Consider the following 17,429-nt stretch of genomic DNA (forward strand, 5'->3'; position numbering starts at 1 on the left):
TTATACAATGATGAAAGGAAATACCCTCGTGACAACAACCGTTGATTTTTGGTTCGACCCTACCTGCCCGTGGTGTTGGATTACCTCGCGCTGGATTGGCGAGGTGCAGAAGGTGCGTGATATTCAGGTGCATTGGCGCCCATTCTCACTCGCTGTTCTGAATGAAGGACGCGAGCTTGATCCTGGATACCGCGCTATGATCGACAACACCTGGGGCCCCGCCCGTGTAGTGGCTGCCGCCCGCGAACTCCACGGTGACGACGTTTTGAAGGCTCTCTACGATGCTCTGGGCGAGCAGATCCACCATCAGAAGAACATCTCTGAAGGAGACAAATTTTTGCCTGCTATTGAGGAAGCTCTCAAAGAAGCGAATTTGCCTGCGGACCTGATTCAGTACGCTACCACCGACGAATACGATACGCAGTTACGCGCCTCGACAGCAGAGGCGCTTGATAAGGTCGGCGATGATGTTGGCGTGCCGCTTCTTGCGATTAACGATGTAGCTTTCTTCGGTCCCGTGCTCTCGCCCTCACCGCATGGTGAAGAAGCCGGCAAGGTCTTTGACGGTGCCGTAGCAATGGCATCGTATCCTGGGTTCTTTGAGCTCAAGCGCAGTCGTACCGTGGGACCTATCTTCCACGGTGAAGATGGGCAGTAGATTTACCATGTACTATAGCTGAGCCGTTACGCTTTCTCTGGAGGAGCGTAACGGCTCAGCTATGCGTATTTGAATTAGCTACTCGTTTGCTTTCGCCGAGAACCCCGATGCCGCAAGCGAATATCGCGCATATGGAATGTGCGTGCAGCCGTATAGCTGACCGCCGCATCCGAGGTGAAACCTAGCATGGCAAAAACACTGACTCCAAGCTGGAAGAAAAGCGCGCTCAATGGCATATGCTGGTGCCCCCAGATAACACCGCCAGCGGTTACTGTAAAACTCACTGCAAGGAGTAAGAGAACCAGACGACGAGCCTTCGACGAACCCCGGAGCGTACTCCAGAGTAGAAATAGTTGTACGAGAGAGAAGACAAGAGTTACCGCAAGAAGCACACCGCTAAGCACCGTCAAAAATGTTTGCCCTTGTTCCCCGGCAAGCAAGGCTGTAATTTCTTCACTCGCATCGCTTCTGAGTACCGTGCTGCGTAATTCCTGATGATTAACTACAGTCAGAACAGCGTTAGCAAGCTCTAAGAGAGTTGAAATAATCATCATCACAGAGGCTATCAGCAGACCCGCAGGCATCTCATAAGCTAGGTCATGAGCGCTCGCCAAGTTTAGGTCTTTAACCTGGCGCGGGTCTTTCACGCCCTCATTGCTTAACGTGATAATAGGTAGCGCGCCGTCCGTACGAATTGTATCTCCACCACCGTTTCGGGAGTGGTAGCCGGTCGAAAAATCTTCGAGAATATCTACCCGTGTGCTCGGATGCGCATACTGAATAGACTCGACAATATAATCACGCTCAAAATCCGTATCGGCATCGATCCGATGCGTCACCTGCAGGGTGAAAAAGCTAAAGCCGACCCCCGAATCGTAGGTTCCTGCCGCCAGCCAATCGACGCGGTGACCACCGGGAAGCAGCCAGCCATCTGGAGTTCGCCAAAACCGCACATGGTGGCGTTTCTCCGGGTTCCCTTCAACCTCCTGCTGGTATGCAAAAGACTGTACGCGCCCAAAAATCTTGAGAGGAGATACCGGTGCTTCATTATAGGATTTTCGGGTAATTGTCGAAACAATAATCTTCCAGCTGGAAACCAAGGTGACTTCATCCGCGCGAGTCCAGCCAGCGTCCTGCATCACCTGGTGAATTTGCTCTTCTGAGCCGATAATACCGATATTGACGGGGTCGCCTAATAATCCATCCGGGGTGCGGGTGCGCCCAATAAAATAGTCGGGAACATAGATGCGCGTCATGATCGCGTGAAATCGGGGGAGCGTCAAATAAGCGGTGACTGCCCAGAACGAAAGTGCAATCGGAATGCCCCACCAAGAATGTCCCACGGTATTAAGCAGGATCAGAACGGTAAGCACCACAGAGGCTATACCTGCCAGCGTAAAAAAAGCCGTATCCCAAATACCAACCCAGAAGGTCCTCGGAATAATATCCTTATGCTCGCCGCGCGACTCAAAGTCGCCCCGATACACTGGAGGAGATGTTGGAGGCGCGACCGTTACAGGTTTGCTCGCCTTAACATGTTCTTCTGCTACACCCTCATTAATAATGTCAGAAGGTTTATGTGACATGGGGATTCCTTCTGCCTGCATAATCTGTGCGTTTGCGCGTTCGGCGCTTATGTGAATTCTACAGGCTACCATAGGGCGTTGCGCAATAGGGCGTCGTTTCGCTGAACCGTTCCCCACCGTATAAAAAATGCTGGAGCGAAGAACCTAATTCTTCGCTCCAGCACGGAGTCTATGCCATGCGGCATATCCAGAAACAACGTGAGAACGCGGCTGTTCTAGAGAGACTACTCGGCAGCTTCTTCCACAACAAGCACTACGTCACGAACTTCAAGTTCTCCTTCCGAAGGTACCAGAGAAACCTCGCGAGCGTTGCCTGCCGCCCGCAAATCCTCAAGACCAGACTGGATGCGCTCCAGCTGCTCCTGAGAGGCGGCAATCGTAGCAGATTCAACCTCGGTACGCTGCTTAACCTTTGCGTCACTCTTCGCCTTACGCAGACCGCCGAGTGCTTCTGCGACATCGGGAAGGACCTGCTTGAGGTTCTCAATCTGGGCGGGGTTCACATCAGCAAGTACCCACTGTGCCGAAATACCGGCTGTTGGGTTGTTTGCTGCATACTCCGCTAATAATGCACCTTCAAGAACCGGCAGAGCCTGAGGCCAGGATGCGCGGTGCACGCTGCCCGCACGCCACCACGACCAAATCTCTTCGGTCACAAACGGCAGGAAAGGCGCGAAGAGCCGCAGAAGCGCATCCAGAGTGGTGGCGAGAGCCGCCAGCACGGAAGCCTGCTCGGTCTCGCCGCGAGCGCCGTAGGCGCGGTCTTTAATGAGTTCCACGAAATCGTCGGTGAATGACCAGAAGAAACTCTCCGCAATCTGGAGGGCACGAGCGTATTCGTATTTCTCGAAAGCTGCAGTTGCTTCCTCAATGAGGTATGCCAAACGCACAAGCAGGGATCGGTCCAGTGCGTTCGTGAGTACTTGTCCCTGCGACTGCGAGGTAATCACTGAATTCTCGGTAGCACCCAGATTCAGCACGAATTTTGAGGCATTGAGAAGTTTAATCGCTAGGCGGCGACCGATCTTCATCTGGCCTTCGTCATAGGCGGTATCAGCGCCCAAGCGGGCCGAGGCCGCCCAATAACGTACCGCATCCGAACCGTATTTATCGAGTACATCGTGCGGGACCACAACATTGCCCTTAGACTTCGACATTTTCTTGCGGTCGGGGTCAAGAATCCATCCCGACAGCGCGGTGTTATACCAAGGTACAGAGGACGCGAGGGTTTCGGCGCGCACAGCGGTGGAGAAAAGCCAGGTACGAATAATATCGTGTCCCTGCGGGCGAAGATCCATCGGGAAGGTCTTCGCGTGCAGCTCAGGATCTGTAGCCCAGCCGGTTGCAATTTGCGGGGTGAGTGAAGAAGTAGCCCATGTATCGAGAACATCTGGATCGGCAATAAATCCGCCAGGTACACCACGCTGGTCTTCCGAATATCCGGGGGCAGTCTGCGAAGCCGGATCCACAGGAAGCATATCCTCAGCCGGCAGAATCGGGTTTTCATAATCCGGCTCACCCTCAGCATCAAGCGGGTACCAAAGCGGAAACGGAACGCCGAAGAAACGCTGACGGGAGATCAGCCAGTCGCCGTTAAGACCTTCCACCCAGTTTTCGTAGCGGCTGCGCATAAATGAAGGGACCCAGTTAATTTCGCGTCCGCGCTCAATAAGCTTTTCACGGCGCTTGGCGTCGTGACCACCGTTGCGAATATACCACTGGCGTGAAGCCACGATCTCAAGGGGTTTATCGCCCTTCTCATAGAACTTGACGGGGTGTTTAATCTTTTTAGGCTCGCCCTCCATCTCGCCAGTTTCAACAAGCATTTCAACTACGGTCTTCTGACCGGTAAAGACTGTGGTACCCGCCATGCGTTCGTAGCGCTCGCAGCCTTCGGCAGAGGTAATCCATTCGGGAGTCTCGCGGGAGAAACGGCCGTCACGCCCGATGAGGGCTCGGGTCGGAAGCTGCAATTCGCGCCACCAGGTAACGTCGGTGGTATCACCGAAGGTACAGATCATGGCGATGCCAGCCCCTTTATCGGGCTGAGCCAGCGGATGCGCCATCACCTCGACCTCAACGCCGAATAGAGGAGAAGTCACTTTCGTTCCGAAGAGCGGCTGATACCGTTCATCATCGGGATGCGCCACCAACGCCACGCAGGAAGGCAACAGCTCGGGACGGGTAGTCTCAATCCAGACTTTTTCACCATTTTCGCGGTGGAAGCTTATACGGTGGTAGGCTCCGTCGCGTTCCTTATCTTCAAGCTCGGCCTGCGCTACGGCGGTTCGGAAGGTAACGTCCCACATAGTCGGCGCCTCCGCCATATAAGCATTACCCGCCTCAAGGTCTTTGAGGAATGCAAGCTGTGAGACTTTGCGTGAATGCGCATCTATGGTGCGGTAGGTATGGGACCAGTCGACGGAAAGCCCCAGGGCTGTGAAAAGATGCTCGAAAACTTTCTCGTCTTCAACAGCGAGTTCTTCACATAGCTCAATGAAGTTATTGCGTGAAATACGTGGCCACTTTGCTTGGCTGCGGTCGGGTTTGGGCGAGCCATCGGCCTTGAGCGGAATCAGCTGGCGAAAATCTGGGTTATCAGGAACGGAGGGGTCGCACAGCACACCGTAGTAGTTTTGTACGCGACGTTCGGTGGGTAGACCGTTATCATCCCAGCCCAAAGGATAGAAGACATTCTTACCGCTCATACGCTGGTAGCGGGCAATAACGTCGGTTTGAGTATAGGAGAACATATGCCCCACATGGAGCGAGCCGGATGCGGTCGGCGGTGGGGTATCAATCGAATAAACCTGTTCGCGCGTCGTGTTCTCGTCGAAGGCATAGGTTTTCTGTTGTGCCCAGCGTTCGGAGAGTTTCTCTTCGAGGCCTTCAAGCGCGGGACGATCAGGAACGTTAATCTGTGCGGGCGAGTCTGAGCCCTGAGTATTTTCAGCCATAGGGGCTATTTTCTCATACTTTATGGGCTGTGGCGGTGTATCGCATAGCGTAGGTTAGCGCCTTTATGTTGAGTAAGTGTATAGATTCCTGTGTAGTGCAGAAATATCGGTTATCACGCACCATATGCCCGTACTTCATACTCTGCTAATGCACGCTCAACTCGTGCAATAAGCTCGCGTTGCGAGGAGAGAAAACGGCGCTGTTCCCGGCGTGGAAGATGCGAAAAATAATGATAGAACTTTGGGTCCCGGTAGGTCTGTCCAAAGAGGAAATGTAGATCGGAGCTCCAGGGGCGACGCGTTCTTGCACGGATTTGCTCGGCCCGAGCACGAAGCTGGTCGCGGCGGGTATAGAGAGCATTGCATCGTGCGCTGCGAGAGCGAAATGCTAAAAGATCCATAGGTATATCTGTAGTTTCCGTGCCTTATGTGACGTATTTATCTATTCACCGTGTGTTATCTCTCGATTCCCTATCACAAGGTACCGCATAAGAGTAGACTGGTGAGTATCACACAGGAAAACTTTTCAAGGGACTTCCATGTTTGAGATATCAGCTCCTGTTATGACGGTACTTGCTCTTCATCTCGCGATCGTTGCGGTTTGCGTTTGGCATTTAACAACGCGAACCGGATACAACGAAGAGCGTCTGCACATGATACTTCCGCTTGTGCTTTTCTTGCCGGGAGCGGGAATTTTATACCTCATGTCAGCAAAAGCAGGAACCGTTCCTCCCGATACTACGAAGACGGGCAGCAGCTCTCGCCATTTTGAGCATCGTCTGGGTTTCCGTGACGGTAAACGTTCTAAATGGGGTTTTCCCCAGCGGAAACGCTAAAAGTACTGCGTTATGCACCTTTAAAGGTGAGCGTTCATGAGAGTGGGAAGAATCGATAATGCTGTCTGCTATCCCGCAGATGTACGATGCGCGTGTGACTCTGTTAGCGCGCATTGCCTATCTTTCTATACGATAATTTTGTGTATGGCATCATAGATGAATAAGACTTTCACCACCGACGTGGAAAGGTAAGTTCATGATGCTAGACAATACTCGTATTCCTGCCAATCCATTTGCCCCCAACGCTTGTGAGGGTAAAGTTGCCGTCGTAACAGGAGCCTCCAGTGGCATCGGTCGCGCAACCGTTGAACAGCTAACGGCTACCGGATGGACGGTTTATGCGTTTGCTCGCCGTACCGAACGTCTTCGCACGCTTGAAGCAGAGACCGGAGCGCATCCTATAACCTGTGACGTTACTGATGAATCGGCAGTAAACGCAGCTGCAAAGCAGATCATAACGGAGCACTTACAGCTTGATGCGCTGGTTAATATCGCTGGGGGAGCGATCGGTCTTGATCGTGTTGCTGATGGAGATCCGGATGATTACCTAGCGATGTACCGCCTGAATGTGCTCGGAATTCTACATACGGTGCGTGCCTTTGCTCCCGCGCTGAGGGCTCATGGTCAGGGGAGTATTCTGAACCTGACCTCCACAGCAGCCGAAGGCGGTTATGAAGGAGGTGCAGGGTATAACGCCGCGAAATTCGGTGCTCGGGGACTTACCGAGGCTCTGCGCCTTGAGGAAGCTGATCACAATGTGCGCGTCATTGAGATTCGTCCGGGTATGGTGCATACAGAAGAATTTTCATTGAATCGCTTGGGGTCTGTGGAAGCTGCTGAAAAGGTATATGCCGGGGTACAGAACCCTTTGGTGGCAGAAGACGTTGCTCAGACAGTAGTCTTTGCATTGAATATCCCTCACCATATCAATCTTGATCATGTGACTTTGCGCCCGCTTGCTCAGGCAAGCCAGTTCAAGGTCATCCGGTCCTCGTAGATATTTAAAGAGGTATTTAGGACAAGTACAGACACGGCGTGCAAAACTAAGGTTTCGCACGCGGTATCTGGCGTTCTTATTACTCCTTCAAGAGAAACCTGAGGTTTACTCCCAGTGTTCGTAATATATGCGCTATTGGTCTGATTTTAACGTGGATTAAGTAATGGTAAAAATAAATATTTGGTAACACTTTTGGGGTGGTGGTACAGTTTCTCATTGCAAGCCCCTCACGAATGCTAGTGTTAGGGCGTCACCGATAAATTGAGATGGGTCAATGAGTAACTGAATCTGGCACTCACATCACAGAAATATGCAGTAGCTCAACTCACATAACTTCAAAGAGGGAAACATGGCTCCAAAGAAGTCAACCCGTGTCTACGCACTCGCCGCCGCGACCGTTATTACAGCAGGAACGTTAAGCTATGTTCCTGCTACTTTTGCATCTGAAGCAGGTAGTTCGACCGGTTCAGATACCTCCGCTACTGAATCGACGCATGAGAATTCCTCATTGCCGCTTCAGACTATCCCTTGGGCAAAATCCAGCGCATCTGCTCAACCGGCAGGTGCTCAGGAAACCGCTTCTGCGGCCTCTACACAGGTGCCTGAACAGGAAAAACCGGTAAAATCCGAATCTCCGACCGCCTCTGAGACTGCTTCAGCCTCAACCCCTGAAGCTAAACCATCTGAAACCTCTGCCGTTCCAGAACAGACCGAGAAAACCTCAAAGGCTACTCCCGGCACAAAGGTTATCGGGGTTGAGAATGAGGGTGATGAAACCTCAGAGGGGCGCCAGAACGCTCCTAAGGTTTCTGTTGATTCCGCCACTATCTACACCGATAACGAATTTAGCCCTTTCACCGTGCGTGTCAGTGGTTTCTACGGTCCGCGCGTTGGTAGCTCTATAGAGGTTCGCATTCAGGAAGTAAATGCTCAAGGCCGCCCTGTAGGCTCCCCTCTTGCAACCGGTCGTGTCTCTGCCCAAGAACTCATTGATGGTACTGCTACCGCCACTGTGAACGTCAGCTCAAGCAGGCTGAAAGGCAATAAGAGCTATGCAATTGTTGCTGTCAGTAACCCCGGCGGTAAAGATCACCTTGTAGCAGGTACCATCGTTGAACTCAAGCAGCGCCGCGTTGCTCATACTGTAGCGAGTGAGGCTCCGGCTCCTCAGGAATCTAGTAACAAAAAAGCCCCGACTGCCGCACCGGCGCAGCCCGAGAATACCCAGGCGCCTAAACCTACAGAGACAGTAACTCCCAAACCCCAAGAGTCGTCCGCGGCTCCCGCACCGAGCGTATCCGCTGATACAGGGAAGAGCGAGGCTCCCAGCGCGTCTGAATCAGCTAGTGCAACCCCCTCCAGTGCATCTGCTGAAGCTTCAGAGACCGCATCTGCTAGTCCCTCCGCAACTTCTTCAGCTCCCGCCCCTGCATCCCCTGCAGAAGAAACCACGATGGATGTAGCGAATAAGGCTTCTCTGCGTGTCGATAGCGCACATTTCTCTGGCGATGCAGCAACTAACGTCGTTGTAGTCCGGGGCGCTGGTTTTAGCGGCGAACACGTCTCAGAAGGCGTTGAAGTTACTATCTTCGAATTAGATAGCGAAGGTAAAGCACAAGGCGAAGCCATCAAGAGCGTCTTTGTGAAACCCTCAGAAATTGTTGATGGTTCGTTCACTGCACAGCTGGAAGTCGAAGCTGCAAAGCTGCGTCCAGGGTACTCATACGGTATCGTCGCGATTAGCAATCCCAAGGGTGAAGAACACGTACAGGCATACACAGTAGCGATGGTTTCTGATGACTCGCACCCGGCACCCGGTGGCGAGGATAACAATGCCAACGTCGCCGCAACCCGTCCCGGCGCTAAGAAGGCTGGACACAACAACGGCGGACAAGGCGGTGCAGCTGCTCTGAACGGATCTGCAGAAGGCGATGCAGTACAAGCTGAACCGGACGCCAATACTGGTAATGCGCACAGTAACTCGAGCTCTGCAGCTACGACCTCAGCCAATAAGCGTAACCTGGCTCGTACCGGTGCTGACGGCGTTGTACTCTTCACGACTCTTGGCGGCTCAACGCTGGCGGCAGGTACCGCTCTCGTTGCGGCTCGTCGTCGTAAAAAAGACAACGCATAAGAGCCTCTGCGGTAGTCCGCAGGTTATCACATAGGGAAGCACACGAATTCCGTGTGTTGTGAATAGGTACAAGGATGGGTATCCGCATCGTACGGGTACCCATTCTTTATGCCCTTCTATAAGGTGGTAATTACCTTTATAGGTGAGTCGGGTTCTTCAGGCGCGTACACTTGAGCTATGTCTGTTCTCAATGTTCTTGCGACCTCTCACGGTACTGACTCTTCAGAAGGGCGCCAAGCGATTGCCCTCGTGCGCGCCGAGCTTCAAAAGCTACTTCATGAACGAAGCACGTCTGACGGGCGAGAATATAAAGTTCACGAAGCTTATGTAGACGTGCAGACACCGAGTGTAGATGAAGCCGCTCAAGCCTTACCGGATGGCGAGCCTTGTGTTATTGTGCCGGTTCTACTGTCAACAGGATTTCACACCCAGGTTGATCTAAGGCGCGCTGCACGTACCAGCGGAGTTAAAGATATTCATATTGCTGCCTCTCTGGGGCCGGATGCGCGGCTTGCCCATCTTCAGCGAACTCGGCTTGAGGAAATTGGATGGCATGAAAAAATAGCTGCCGGTTCTGCCGCACCACCGATTGTTCAAGGGGCTGCAGGTTCATCCCGCCAAGATGGGCGAGCAGATATGCAGCGCGCCGCCGATTTGCTCGCAGAAGTTCTCCACACACCTACCAGAAACGCTTTTATCGCAGCAATCGAGCCGACAATAATTGATATAGCTCGTCAAGAGCAACCAAGGTTCGCGTGCCCGTACTTGCTTGCAGATGGATTTTTTGCCAAAAAGATGAGACGTGATATCGAGGCGGTTAGCGCTTCAACTATAGTGGCTGCACCGTTGGTATCCTCTCACGATATTGCCTCCGCACGTATTATTGCTCAGTGCGCTCTATCTCGTCTTGACGAGGCGCTGACCACCTCTGCCGAATAATACTCAAATACGGTCAAGCATATAAAATGGCTTCCGCCTTCGACAACTAAGAAAACGAAGACGGAAGCCACGTTGTATGCGCCAGAATTAGCGGATAATCAATCCACTATGGAGCAAGTTTCTGAGCGGCAGAGAACTCAAGACGTGGATTGCTCACGCAGCCGTTCATGTACATGACTGATGAACTGATGCCGATCGTCGCGTGCATAATAGACGACCTCACCAATGACTGTAATAGCAGGTGATTTAACGTCTCGGCAGTCTTGAAGAGCTTGCTGCAAGGTCGTGACAATAACGCGCTCTTGGTCCGTGAACCCCTTCTCAATGGTGGCCAACGGCATATCGCTTTCAACACCGCGCAACATTATCTGCTCGATAGTATCCGGCAGAGTACGCACGCCCATCAGAAGCACCACGGTACCGTGAGCGCGCAGCGTTGAAACAACAGCTTGTATATCGGTTGCATCAAGCCCCGAATGGCCCGAAACTACAGTAAAGATCGACGATACTTTACGCAGAGTCACGGGGATAGAAGCGCGGGCGGGCACCGCAATAGCGCTAGTAATGCCCGGAATAACCTCAGCATCCAGTCCGGCTGCAAAACAAGCATCTAGCTCCTCAGCACCGCGACCGTATACATATGGATCGCCGCCTTTGAGCCGCACCACGGTTTTGCCCGCGAGTGCATAGTCAATCATGAGTTGCTGGATGCGTGACTGCGGCACCGCATGCTTACCGGGTACTTTGCCCACGTCAATGATCAGGGCGTTTGGAGCGTATTCGGCAAGCTCTTGTGGAGCTAAATGATCTAGCAGCACGACATCGGCTTCACCGAGCGCTCGAACGGCACGTAGAGTCAGCAAATCGAGAGCACCGGGACCGCCCCCGGCGATGTACACCTTACCGGGTACATCTGCCCGGGATCTTGGAACTAAGGGCGCGTCTTGAGCAACACCCGCCGGAATATTGGCTAGAACCTCATCTATCGTCGCAAATTCGCGCGGTGGAAACGGCGGAATTTTAGGTGACATGGGCGGGTCCTTAGGCGTTCGCTGGAACAGGATTATGCGCGCTGGGTGGGCCGACTGGGATTTTCGCTCCCGTCACCAGCACGGTATTGCCTTCACCCTTCTCTGCGGCAGCAATTTCCTCGGGTGTTGCTGGGCGAATCTGCTCACGTTCAAGAACAAACAGGTGCGCTGCTTCATCGCTGCCATCGGGCTCGTTGATGAAGGCACGGAAGCGGCGCAGACGGCGTTCGTCTTTGAGGGTGGCAGCCCATTCGTCCTGGTAAGAATCCACGTGGCGCTGCATATCTCGTTCCAGATCCTCGCAGACTCTCAAAGAATCTTCGATGAGTACAGATTGCAGATGAGCCAAACCATCACCGTGCTCTTCGTCAAGGTCTTCAAGCCATCGGGCAGTGCGTTGTAGCTTATCCGCTGTGCGGATGTAGTACATGAGGTAGCGGTCGATGTAACGAACAACTTCTTCACTGGAGGCATCCTTGACGAACAAGCGCCCATGCGCGGGGTTCGCGCCGCCGTTACCACCAAGGTATAGGTTCCAGCCGTTGGTGGTGGCGATCAGGCCCACGTCTTTGCCCTGTGCTTCAGCACATTCACGGTTACAGCCGGAGACACCAAACTTGAACTTGTGGGGTGAACGCAGACCGCGGTAGCGATTCTCCAACTCGACGGCCATACCCACCGAGTCTTGAACACCGTAGCGGCACCAGGTTGAGCCGAGGCAGGATTTAACGTTACGCAGCGACTTGCCGTATGCCTGACCGGACTCGAATCCAGCATCAACCAGCCGCTCCCAAATGTAGGGCAGCTGCTCCAATCGGGCGCCAAACATACCGATACGTTGCGCACCGGTGATCTTGACGTAGAGGTTGAACTCATCCGCAACGGCAGCAATGACGGCCAGTTTCTTAGCGGGAATTTCGCCTGCGGGGATGCGCGGAACAACCGAATAGGTACCGTTCTTCTGCATGTTTGCCAGAGCACGATCGTTGGTTTCCTGTAGGCCGCCGCGACCGGCATCGAGCACGTAGGAGTTGCGGAACGATGAAAGAATGGATGCGACCGTTGGTTTGCAGATAGCACAGCCGTCGCCGCCGTGCCCAAAGCGTGCAATGACCGAATCGAAGTCGTCGAGGTTGGTAAGGCGTACCGCTTCCGCAAGCTCTGCGCGGGAGAAATCGAAGTGTTCGCACAGCGCCTTAGAGACGGTCATACCCATCTTTTTCATCTGCTGTTCGAGGGTTTTCTGTAGCATGGGCACACAGGAGCCGCACTGGGTGCCAGCCGTGGTGCATGCCTTTAGGGCGGGTACGTCGTGGTTGCCGTCAACCACTGCCTGACGGACTTCGCCGAAGCTAATGTTGTTGCACGAGCAGAGAATGGCATCGTCGGGCAGCTCTGTATCGGGAATACCGTCGCCGCCACCTGCCGCCGTGAGATACACATTGGGCTCTGCCGGGAGTTCTCGTCCCAGCAGCGGCTTGAGGGAATCGAAAGGAGCGGTGTCTCCCACGAAAACGCCGCCGAGGAGAGTCTTGGCGTCGCCGCTGGTTACGATCTTCTGGTACATGCCGCGCGCGGGGTCTGCGAAGAGAATTTCGAGGCAGCCTTCCGTGGTGCCGCGGCGGTCACCGAAGCCTGCAACCTGTACGCCTGAGAATTTGAGTTTCGTGGCGATATCGAATTCTTCGACCTGAGCATCTTCGTTGCCGTTGAGCAGATTCTTGGCGACCGCATCCGCCATCGCGTTGGCGGGGGCAACCAGACCCCAAGTTCGTCCAAGTACGCAGGCTACTTCGCCGATAGCCCAGATATGCTCGTCGCTTGTGTGGCATGCATTATTGACGAGAATACCACCGCGTTCGCCAGTCTCTAGTCCAGCGGCGCGTGCCAGCTCATCGTTGGGGCGAATACCTGCAGCGAAGACCACGAGGTCTGCATCAATCTGGTGAATAACGGCTTCGTCCGAGGTGGAATCTGCTACGGAGACCGAAATAACCTCGCCTGAGGCATCTTTGTTGATAGCGGATATGAACGCACCGGTTTCGATGTCGATCCCGGTTGCTTTGATCTGGGCGTTGACCGCGTAACCGCCGCCCTGATCGACCTCCACAGAGAGAAGCCACGGGGCAACATCGAGGATGGTGGGTTCGGCACCAAGGTCTTTGAGACCTTCTGCGGCTTCCAACCCGAGAAGGCCTCCGCCGACAACAATACCGCGCGGTGCGCGCCCAAGTTTAGTCTGCAACCGTTCAACTTCGGAGACCATGTTTTTAACATCGTCTGCGGTGCGGAATACATGGGCGCAATCTGCGTTAGGAATCGGAATGCGCACCGCACTTGAACCGGTAGCGAATACAAGCACATCGTAGGGGTAGTCTACGCCGTCTGAACCTTTAACAACGCGCGAGTCACGGTTGAGTGATTCGCCACGGGTATTGTTAACCAGGTTGATCGTGGACTCGTCCCAGAGCGCCGGGTCGCCAAGGGTAAGGTCTTTGTCGGTATCTTTAAAAAGCTGTTCGATAGCAACGCGGTCGTACGGAATATACGGTTCATCATTGAGAACGGTAATGGTGTCAGAGGTGCGTCCGGCATCCTGAGCGCCTTCATGATAAGCGCGTACAAAACGCCATGCTGCGGGTCCTGCACCGACGACCAGAATATTACGGGCGGTGTTCCCAGGGCCGTTCTGAGACATATTTGTCCTTCCTAGTTGTGTGTATACCGACTTCAGCAAAGAATGACCTGTCTCTAGGAACCGGCAATGCAGGAAAACCGGGAACAAACCTTGAGCCAGAACAACAAGAGTGTGGGATTATGTTGTTTTATACGCAGATTCTTGCTTGTAAAAAGTCGCTGTTTTTATCTTACACAGAGGCTATACGACGAAAGTGCCAAAATCGGTATTTTTGAGAAAAATTTTAAGGAAATTCCTTGAAATATCTAGGGATTAATGGGTGTTTTTGACCCTAAGGATTGTTGTTTTAGGTAAGCCTAAACTCCCTAAAGTGCTGTGTTTTTAAGGGTTTTTCAGACCTTTAGTAGCTTAGGTATGTCATATTTTTATCTGTGGTTTTTATAGGGTAGACTCCAAACGGAACACACAAGAAATACTTGTGCTCTCGTATGCCGCCTTCTGTCTATGCTGATTTGATATGTAGCTCTTGACTGTGACCGGTTGCATAGATAGCACCTGTCGAAAGGTAGAGCCGTCATGACTGAAAATGCCGCCGTAGCACCTTCCTGGGTTCGCATCTGTCCCGAAAGCGAACTCGAAGAAAATTGGGGCGAAGTTGCACTCGTCAAAGGTCAGCAGTATGCAATCTTTAAAACTAAGCATGGGTACTATGCATGCGATCATCGTGACCCTAATAGTCAGTCTCTTGTGATTGCTCGCGGCATTGTTGGAGAGAAAGACGGGCACTCGACTATTGCCTCACCCCTTTATAAAGAGGTGTACGACCTCGCTACGGGTGAGTGTGTCTCAGGCGCTGACTATACGATCGGTGTGTACCCTCTAGAAGTGCGAGACGGCAATATTTACCTGCAGGTCTAATTCTTAGAGTTTTGTTCTGTAACTTTTAGGCTACTCTCAGGTTGTGTGTACGAAAGTTCAGGGTCTTTTCAGACGCAGTTGTTACGGTGCAGAGTAATCACTCAAAAACATACGCATACTGAAAAGAGAAAACCAATGAATTCGCCATACACCACTTTCACCTCTACTCCTTCACGTCGCGCTACTCTTATTGGTTTTGGGGCTTTTGGGATTGCAACCCTCGCCGGATGCGCCCCCTCCATCAAGAGTGTTCAAAACTCGCCGAGCAACAGCTCATCCTCTTCAAGCTCTAGCGCTTCGTCAACAAGTTCACCCAGCGACTCGACCTCACCGGAAGAGTATGCAAAGTTCGTTGCTGACTGGAATAAATATGTGGGAGACATAAAACTTCCGACTAAAGATAAAGGCGGTTATACTCCCGCAACCAACACCGAGCCTGCAAAGAACGTTCCCGAACCTGATATTGACGAGAATGCCATACGCCAGAAGACCCTAGAAGGCTCATATAAGGCTCTTGCCGCCTATGAGGCATCATTCCTTTACGCGGTTCTTACCGGAAATTCTGAATACGCGAAGAAACTCAGCCATGAAGATGATCCGAATCTTCGACCACAATTTGACTTGTATCGCGACATTTATAACGGCGGTGGCTGGATGGAAGGGTACGACCTCAAGTGCTGGATTCGTGATGAAAGGCCTACAGTAGTGTTCGAATCCGATATCGTGGCTGTTGCATGGAATTATGGTGAAAAATTTGAAGCCTATAAAGCCCACCTTAGTAAGGAAGAAGTGGCAGACCGGCCAGCAGATACAGCGGATAACATCTACATGGTGACCATCTACGATGGTGGGTCGTGGAAGTACGTCACCAATACCTATCTGAAGCAAAAATATCCTCAGCTTGTTGAAAGTGGCAACAGTTCTTCCTCCGCTACCTAGCTACATTACTCTTACGGTTTTAGCCGCAGAACTCTCTAAAGTAATTTTCAAAAATTCTTCTGGCTCCCCGAATACTTTCGGGGAGCCAGAAGATAATAATTATGGAAAAATCCTCGACTGTACATTCCTTGAACTAACCGGATACATTAAGAAGCTTTCTGCCGAGGGAATTTAAGCCTCCATTTCTGCCCAAAACGTTATATGTAGTAGCGATGTGGCAGATGCCTTCAACATCTCTTAAGGTCATATGCCGAGTGGTCTTTAGCCTGTTGACGGCACTTTCTGGCGTCGAGCGCGCGAGACGAATAGCGCCCCGCACAGCAGCAGTCCCCAAAGGAGGAAAAGGGGACTCCATAGGTAGGTGTGCCCGGCTACGAGCGGGTTGCTTAGGGAAGCTTGATCAATTACTACGCGCCACCACCCTACAAAAGTTCCACGGCCGCCCCAGCCTATAAGCACTATAGAGCCCACCCAAGAAACAATGCGAACCCACGCGTGCGCAGGTGGTCGTAGATGGTATATAAGCGGCACAAGTGCGCCCGTAACTTTGGCGATAAACACGGCGGCCAGTAAAAACCGCACCGGAACGTTACCCTCTTGCTGTAGTTCGACAGCCATCGGCCCCACGGTATCTAACAGCCACATCCCGCCGCACATCCAGTAAAAGCTGGGTGCAGCGTGCAATAAACCTGCGATAGCGGCTCCAATAAACAGCGGTGTTCCGGGAGGTTTCGTGCGGGTTTTCTCCATGTCATACAGTCTAGAAGCCGTCACCTCTTCCTATCTAGAGGGAAGTGTAGATATTGTCATAAAAATAATTTTTGTTCTATAGCCCCAAAAGTATTAATAATAGAACATAACGGATTGCTTTCTATGGAGAATTCCGAGATTCTGGGGCTTCCCGAATTAGTAACCGAGACTACTCTGCTTGCCGTGCACATGAAGAACGCGAGCTACACTTACCCGAGCAGAGCATTCAGGGGCTAGCGACTTCTGTTAAAAAATATGTTTTTCAGACTCAATAACCCCTTATTTCAGAGGTGGCGCCGAACTGGTGCGGAAGGTCAGAAGTGCATCATTGAGGAAGGAAGTCGATGTGGGGAGACCCGTGAACTTTCCCACAGCATTCTGGGCGTGTTCTTCAGAGAAACAGGACGTCCCATGTGCTGTATAAACGCTAGATAAACGAAAATTTTTTCGTTGACAGAGCACGTAAAAATGCATATTTAGTGGAGGCTGGCAAGAATGACCCCAATATCTAGTGTCGAGGGTTAATATTCAACTGAAAGTGTATGAAAACATTGAGTATATTTGTAAAAACATGCATTTACGACACGCCCGAGATGCGTCACAGAGGGTCTGAAAGCGGGTAAAAATTGGGTTTTTTGTAGCTTGCACCCGTAGCTGCAAACCCCATAGAATGTAGATGTTTGCAAAGACCCGGCGATCACCGGCGAGCAATTCGGAAGAACAGACCGCACCTGCGGGACCCCACCTTTTCGCTGCGGCGAGGGGCGCCTTAGCGGAACAGATGCAGTCTTAGTAGACCCGGACGGTTAAGCCCGATACAGCTGTTAATAAGCGACTGATACTCGCTCAACGCGCCGCTCTCCGGGGCGTAAGAACGTTCCTGATGAACAGTTCATAGCCCCGGGGGAGGTCGGTGCGTTTGTCTGTATCAGTAAGCAAGGTGGTACCGCGCCAGCACATACGCTCCATGAGGGGCGCACGATGAAGGCGTCCTTGCACCCGTTTGTCCATTCCCGGCATTGGGTGCACCAGAAGTACCCGATGGA

The 17,429-nt window shown here is 52.5% G+C and carries 12 protein-coding genes; 7 read left to right on the forward strand and 5 right to left on the reverse strand.

Annotation, left to right across the window (positions count from 1 at the left end; translation table 11 throughout):
- Positions 1–7: 7 nt before the first annotated feature.
- A complete protein-coding gene (locus HMPREF2981_RS08170) occupies positions 8–658 on the forward strand; it encodes a mycothiol-dependent nitroreductase Rv2466c family protein (RefSeq protein ID WP_048779216.1) in 651 nt (216 codons plus the stop codon).
- A 74-nt stretch (positions 659–732) separates the two neighbouring features.
- Here the strand turns inward: HMPREF2981_RS08170 and HMPREF2981_RS08175 are convergent, their stop codons facing one another.
- Positions 733–2,316, reverse strand: coding sequence for an LssY C-terminal domain-containing protein (locus tag HMPREF2981_RS08175; protein WP_246825419.1), 1,584 nt, complete (start codon positions 2,314–2,316; stop codon positions 733–735).
- Positions 2,317–2,468: 152 nt separating this feature from the next.
- The gene (valS, locus tag HMPREF2981_RS08180; RefSeq protein WP_070662253.1) at positions 2,469–5,201 is read right to left on the reverse strand and encodes a valine--tRNA ligase; all 2,733 of its coding nucleotides are present in this window, start codon (positions 5,199–5,201) and stop codon (positions 2,469–2,471) included.
- A 539-nt stretch (positions 5,202–5,740) separates the two neighbouring features.
- On the opposite strand from valS, the gene HMPREF2981_RS08190 reads away from it, so the two are divergent.
- From HMPREF2981_RS08190 to HMPREF2981_RS08205, 4 genes are all read left to right on the forward strand, one after another.
- The gene (locus HMPREF2981_RS08190; RefSeq protein WP_037230985.1) at positions 5,741–6,037 is read left to right on the forward strand and encodes a hypothetical protein; all 297 of its coding nucleotides are present in this window, start codon (positions 5,741–5,743) and stop codon (positions 6,035–6,037) included.
- A gap of 199 nt (positions 6,038–6,236) precedes the next feature.
- Positions 6,237–7,034, forward strand: a complete 798-nt coding sequence (locus tag HMPREF2981_RS08195) for an SDR family oxidoreductase (protein WP_070662848.1) — start codon at positions 6,237–6,239, stop codon at positions 7,032–7,034.
- A gap of 349 nt (positions 7,035–7,383) precedes the next feature.
- Positions 7,384–9,168, forward strand: coding sequence for an LPXTG cell wall anchor domain-containing protein (locus tag HMPREF2981_RS08200; protein ID WP_070662259.1), 1,785 nt, complete (start codon positions 7,384–7,386; stop codon positions 9,166–9,168).
- 177 nt (positions 9,169–9,345) lie between these two features.
- Positions 9,346–10,107: a sirohydrochlorin chelatase gene (locus HMPREF2981_RS08205; RefSeq protein WP_070662262.1), complete on the forward strand. Its 762-nt coding sequence runs from the start codon at positions 9,346–9,348 to the stop codon at positions 10,105–10,107.
- A gap of 137 nt (positions 10,108–10,244) precedes the next feature.
- Here the strand turns inward: HMPREF2981_RS08205 and cobA are convergent, their stop codons facing one another.
- Both cobA and nirB read right to left on the reverse strand, forming a co-directional pair.
- Positions 10,245–11,138 carry a uroporphyrinogen-III C-methyltransferase gene (gene cobA, locus HMPREF2981_RS08210; protein WP_070662270.1) on the reverse strand — a complete coding sequence of 298 codons (894 nt, stop codon included), beginning with the start codon at positions 11,136–11,138 and terminating at the stop codon, positions 10,245–10,247.
- 10 nt (positions 11,139–11,148) lie between these two features.
- Positions 11,149–13,836: a nitrite reductase large subunit NirB gene (gene nirB, locus HMPREF2981_RS08215; protein ID WP_070662273.1), complete on the reverse strand. Its 2,688-nt coding sequence runs from the start codon at positions 13,834–13,836 to the stop codon at positions 11,149–11,151.
- 516 nt (positions 13,837–14,352) lie between these two features.
- On the opposite strand from nirB, the gene nirD reads away from it, so the two are divergent.
- Positions 14,353–14,694: a nitrite reductase small subunit NirD gene (gene nirD / locus HMPREF2981_RS08220; protein WP_048779226.1), complete on the forward strand. Its 342-nt coding sequence runs from the start codon at positions 14,353–14,355 to the stop codon at positions 14,692–14,694.
- A gap of 135 nt (positions 14,695–14,829) precedes the next feature.
- Positions 14,830–15,633, forward strand: a complete 804-nt coding sequence (locus HMPREF2981_RS08225) for a DUF6318 family protein (RefSeq protein ID WP_048779227.1) — start codon at positions 14,830–14,832, stop codon at positions 15,631–15,633.
- Between the two features lie 261 nt (positions 15,634–15,894).
- On the opposite strand, the gene HMPREF2981_RS08230 is transcribed toward HMPREF2981_RS08225, so the two are convergent.
- Positions 15,895–16,407 carry a DUF3995 domain-containing protein gene (locus tag HMPREF2981_RS08230; protein WP_246825420.1) on the reverse strand — a complete coding sequence of 171 codons (513 nt, stop codon included), beginning with the start codon at positions 16,405–16,407 and terminating at the stop codon, positions 15,895–15,897.
- Positions 16,408–17,429 lie beyond the last annotated feature (1,022 nt).

The organism is Rothia sp. HMSC069C01 (genome assembly GCF_001814655.1).
GTDB classification, from domain to species: domain Bacteria; phylum Actinomycetota; class Actinomycetes; order Actinomycetales; family Micrococcaceae; genus Rothia; species Rothia dentocariosa.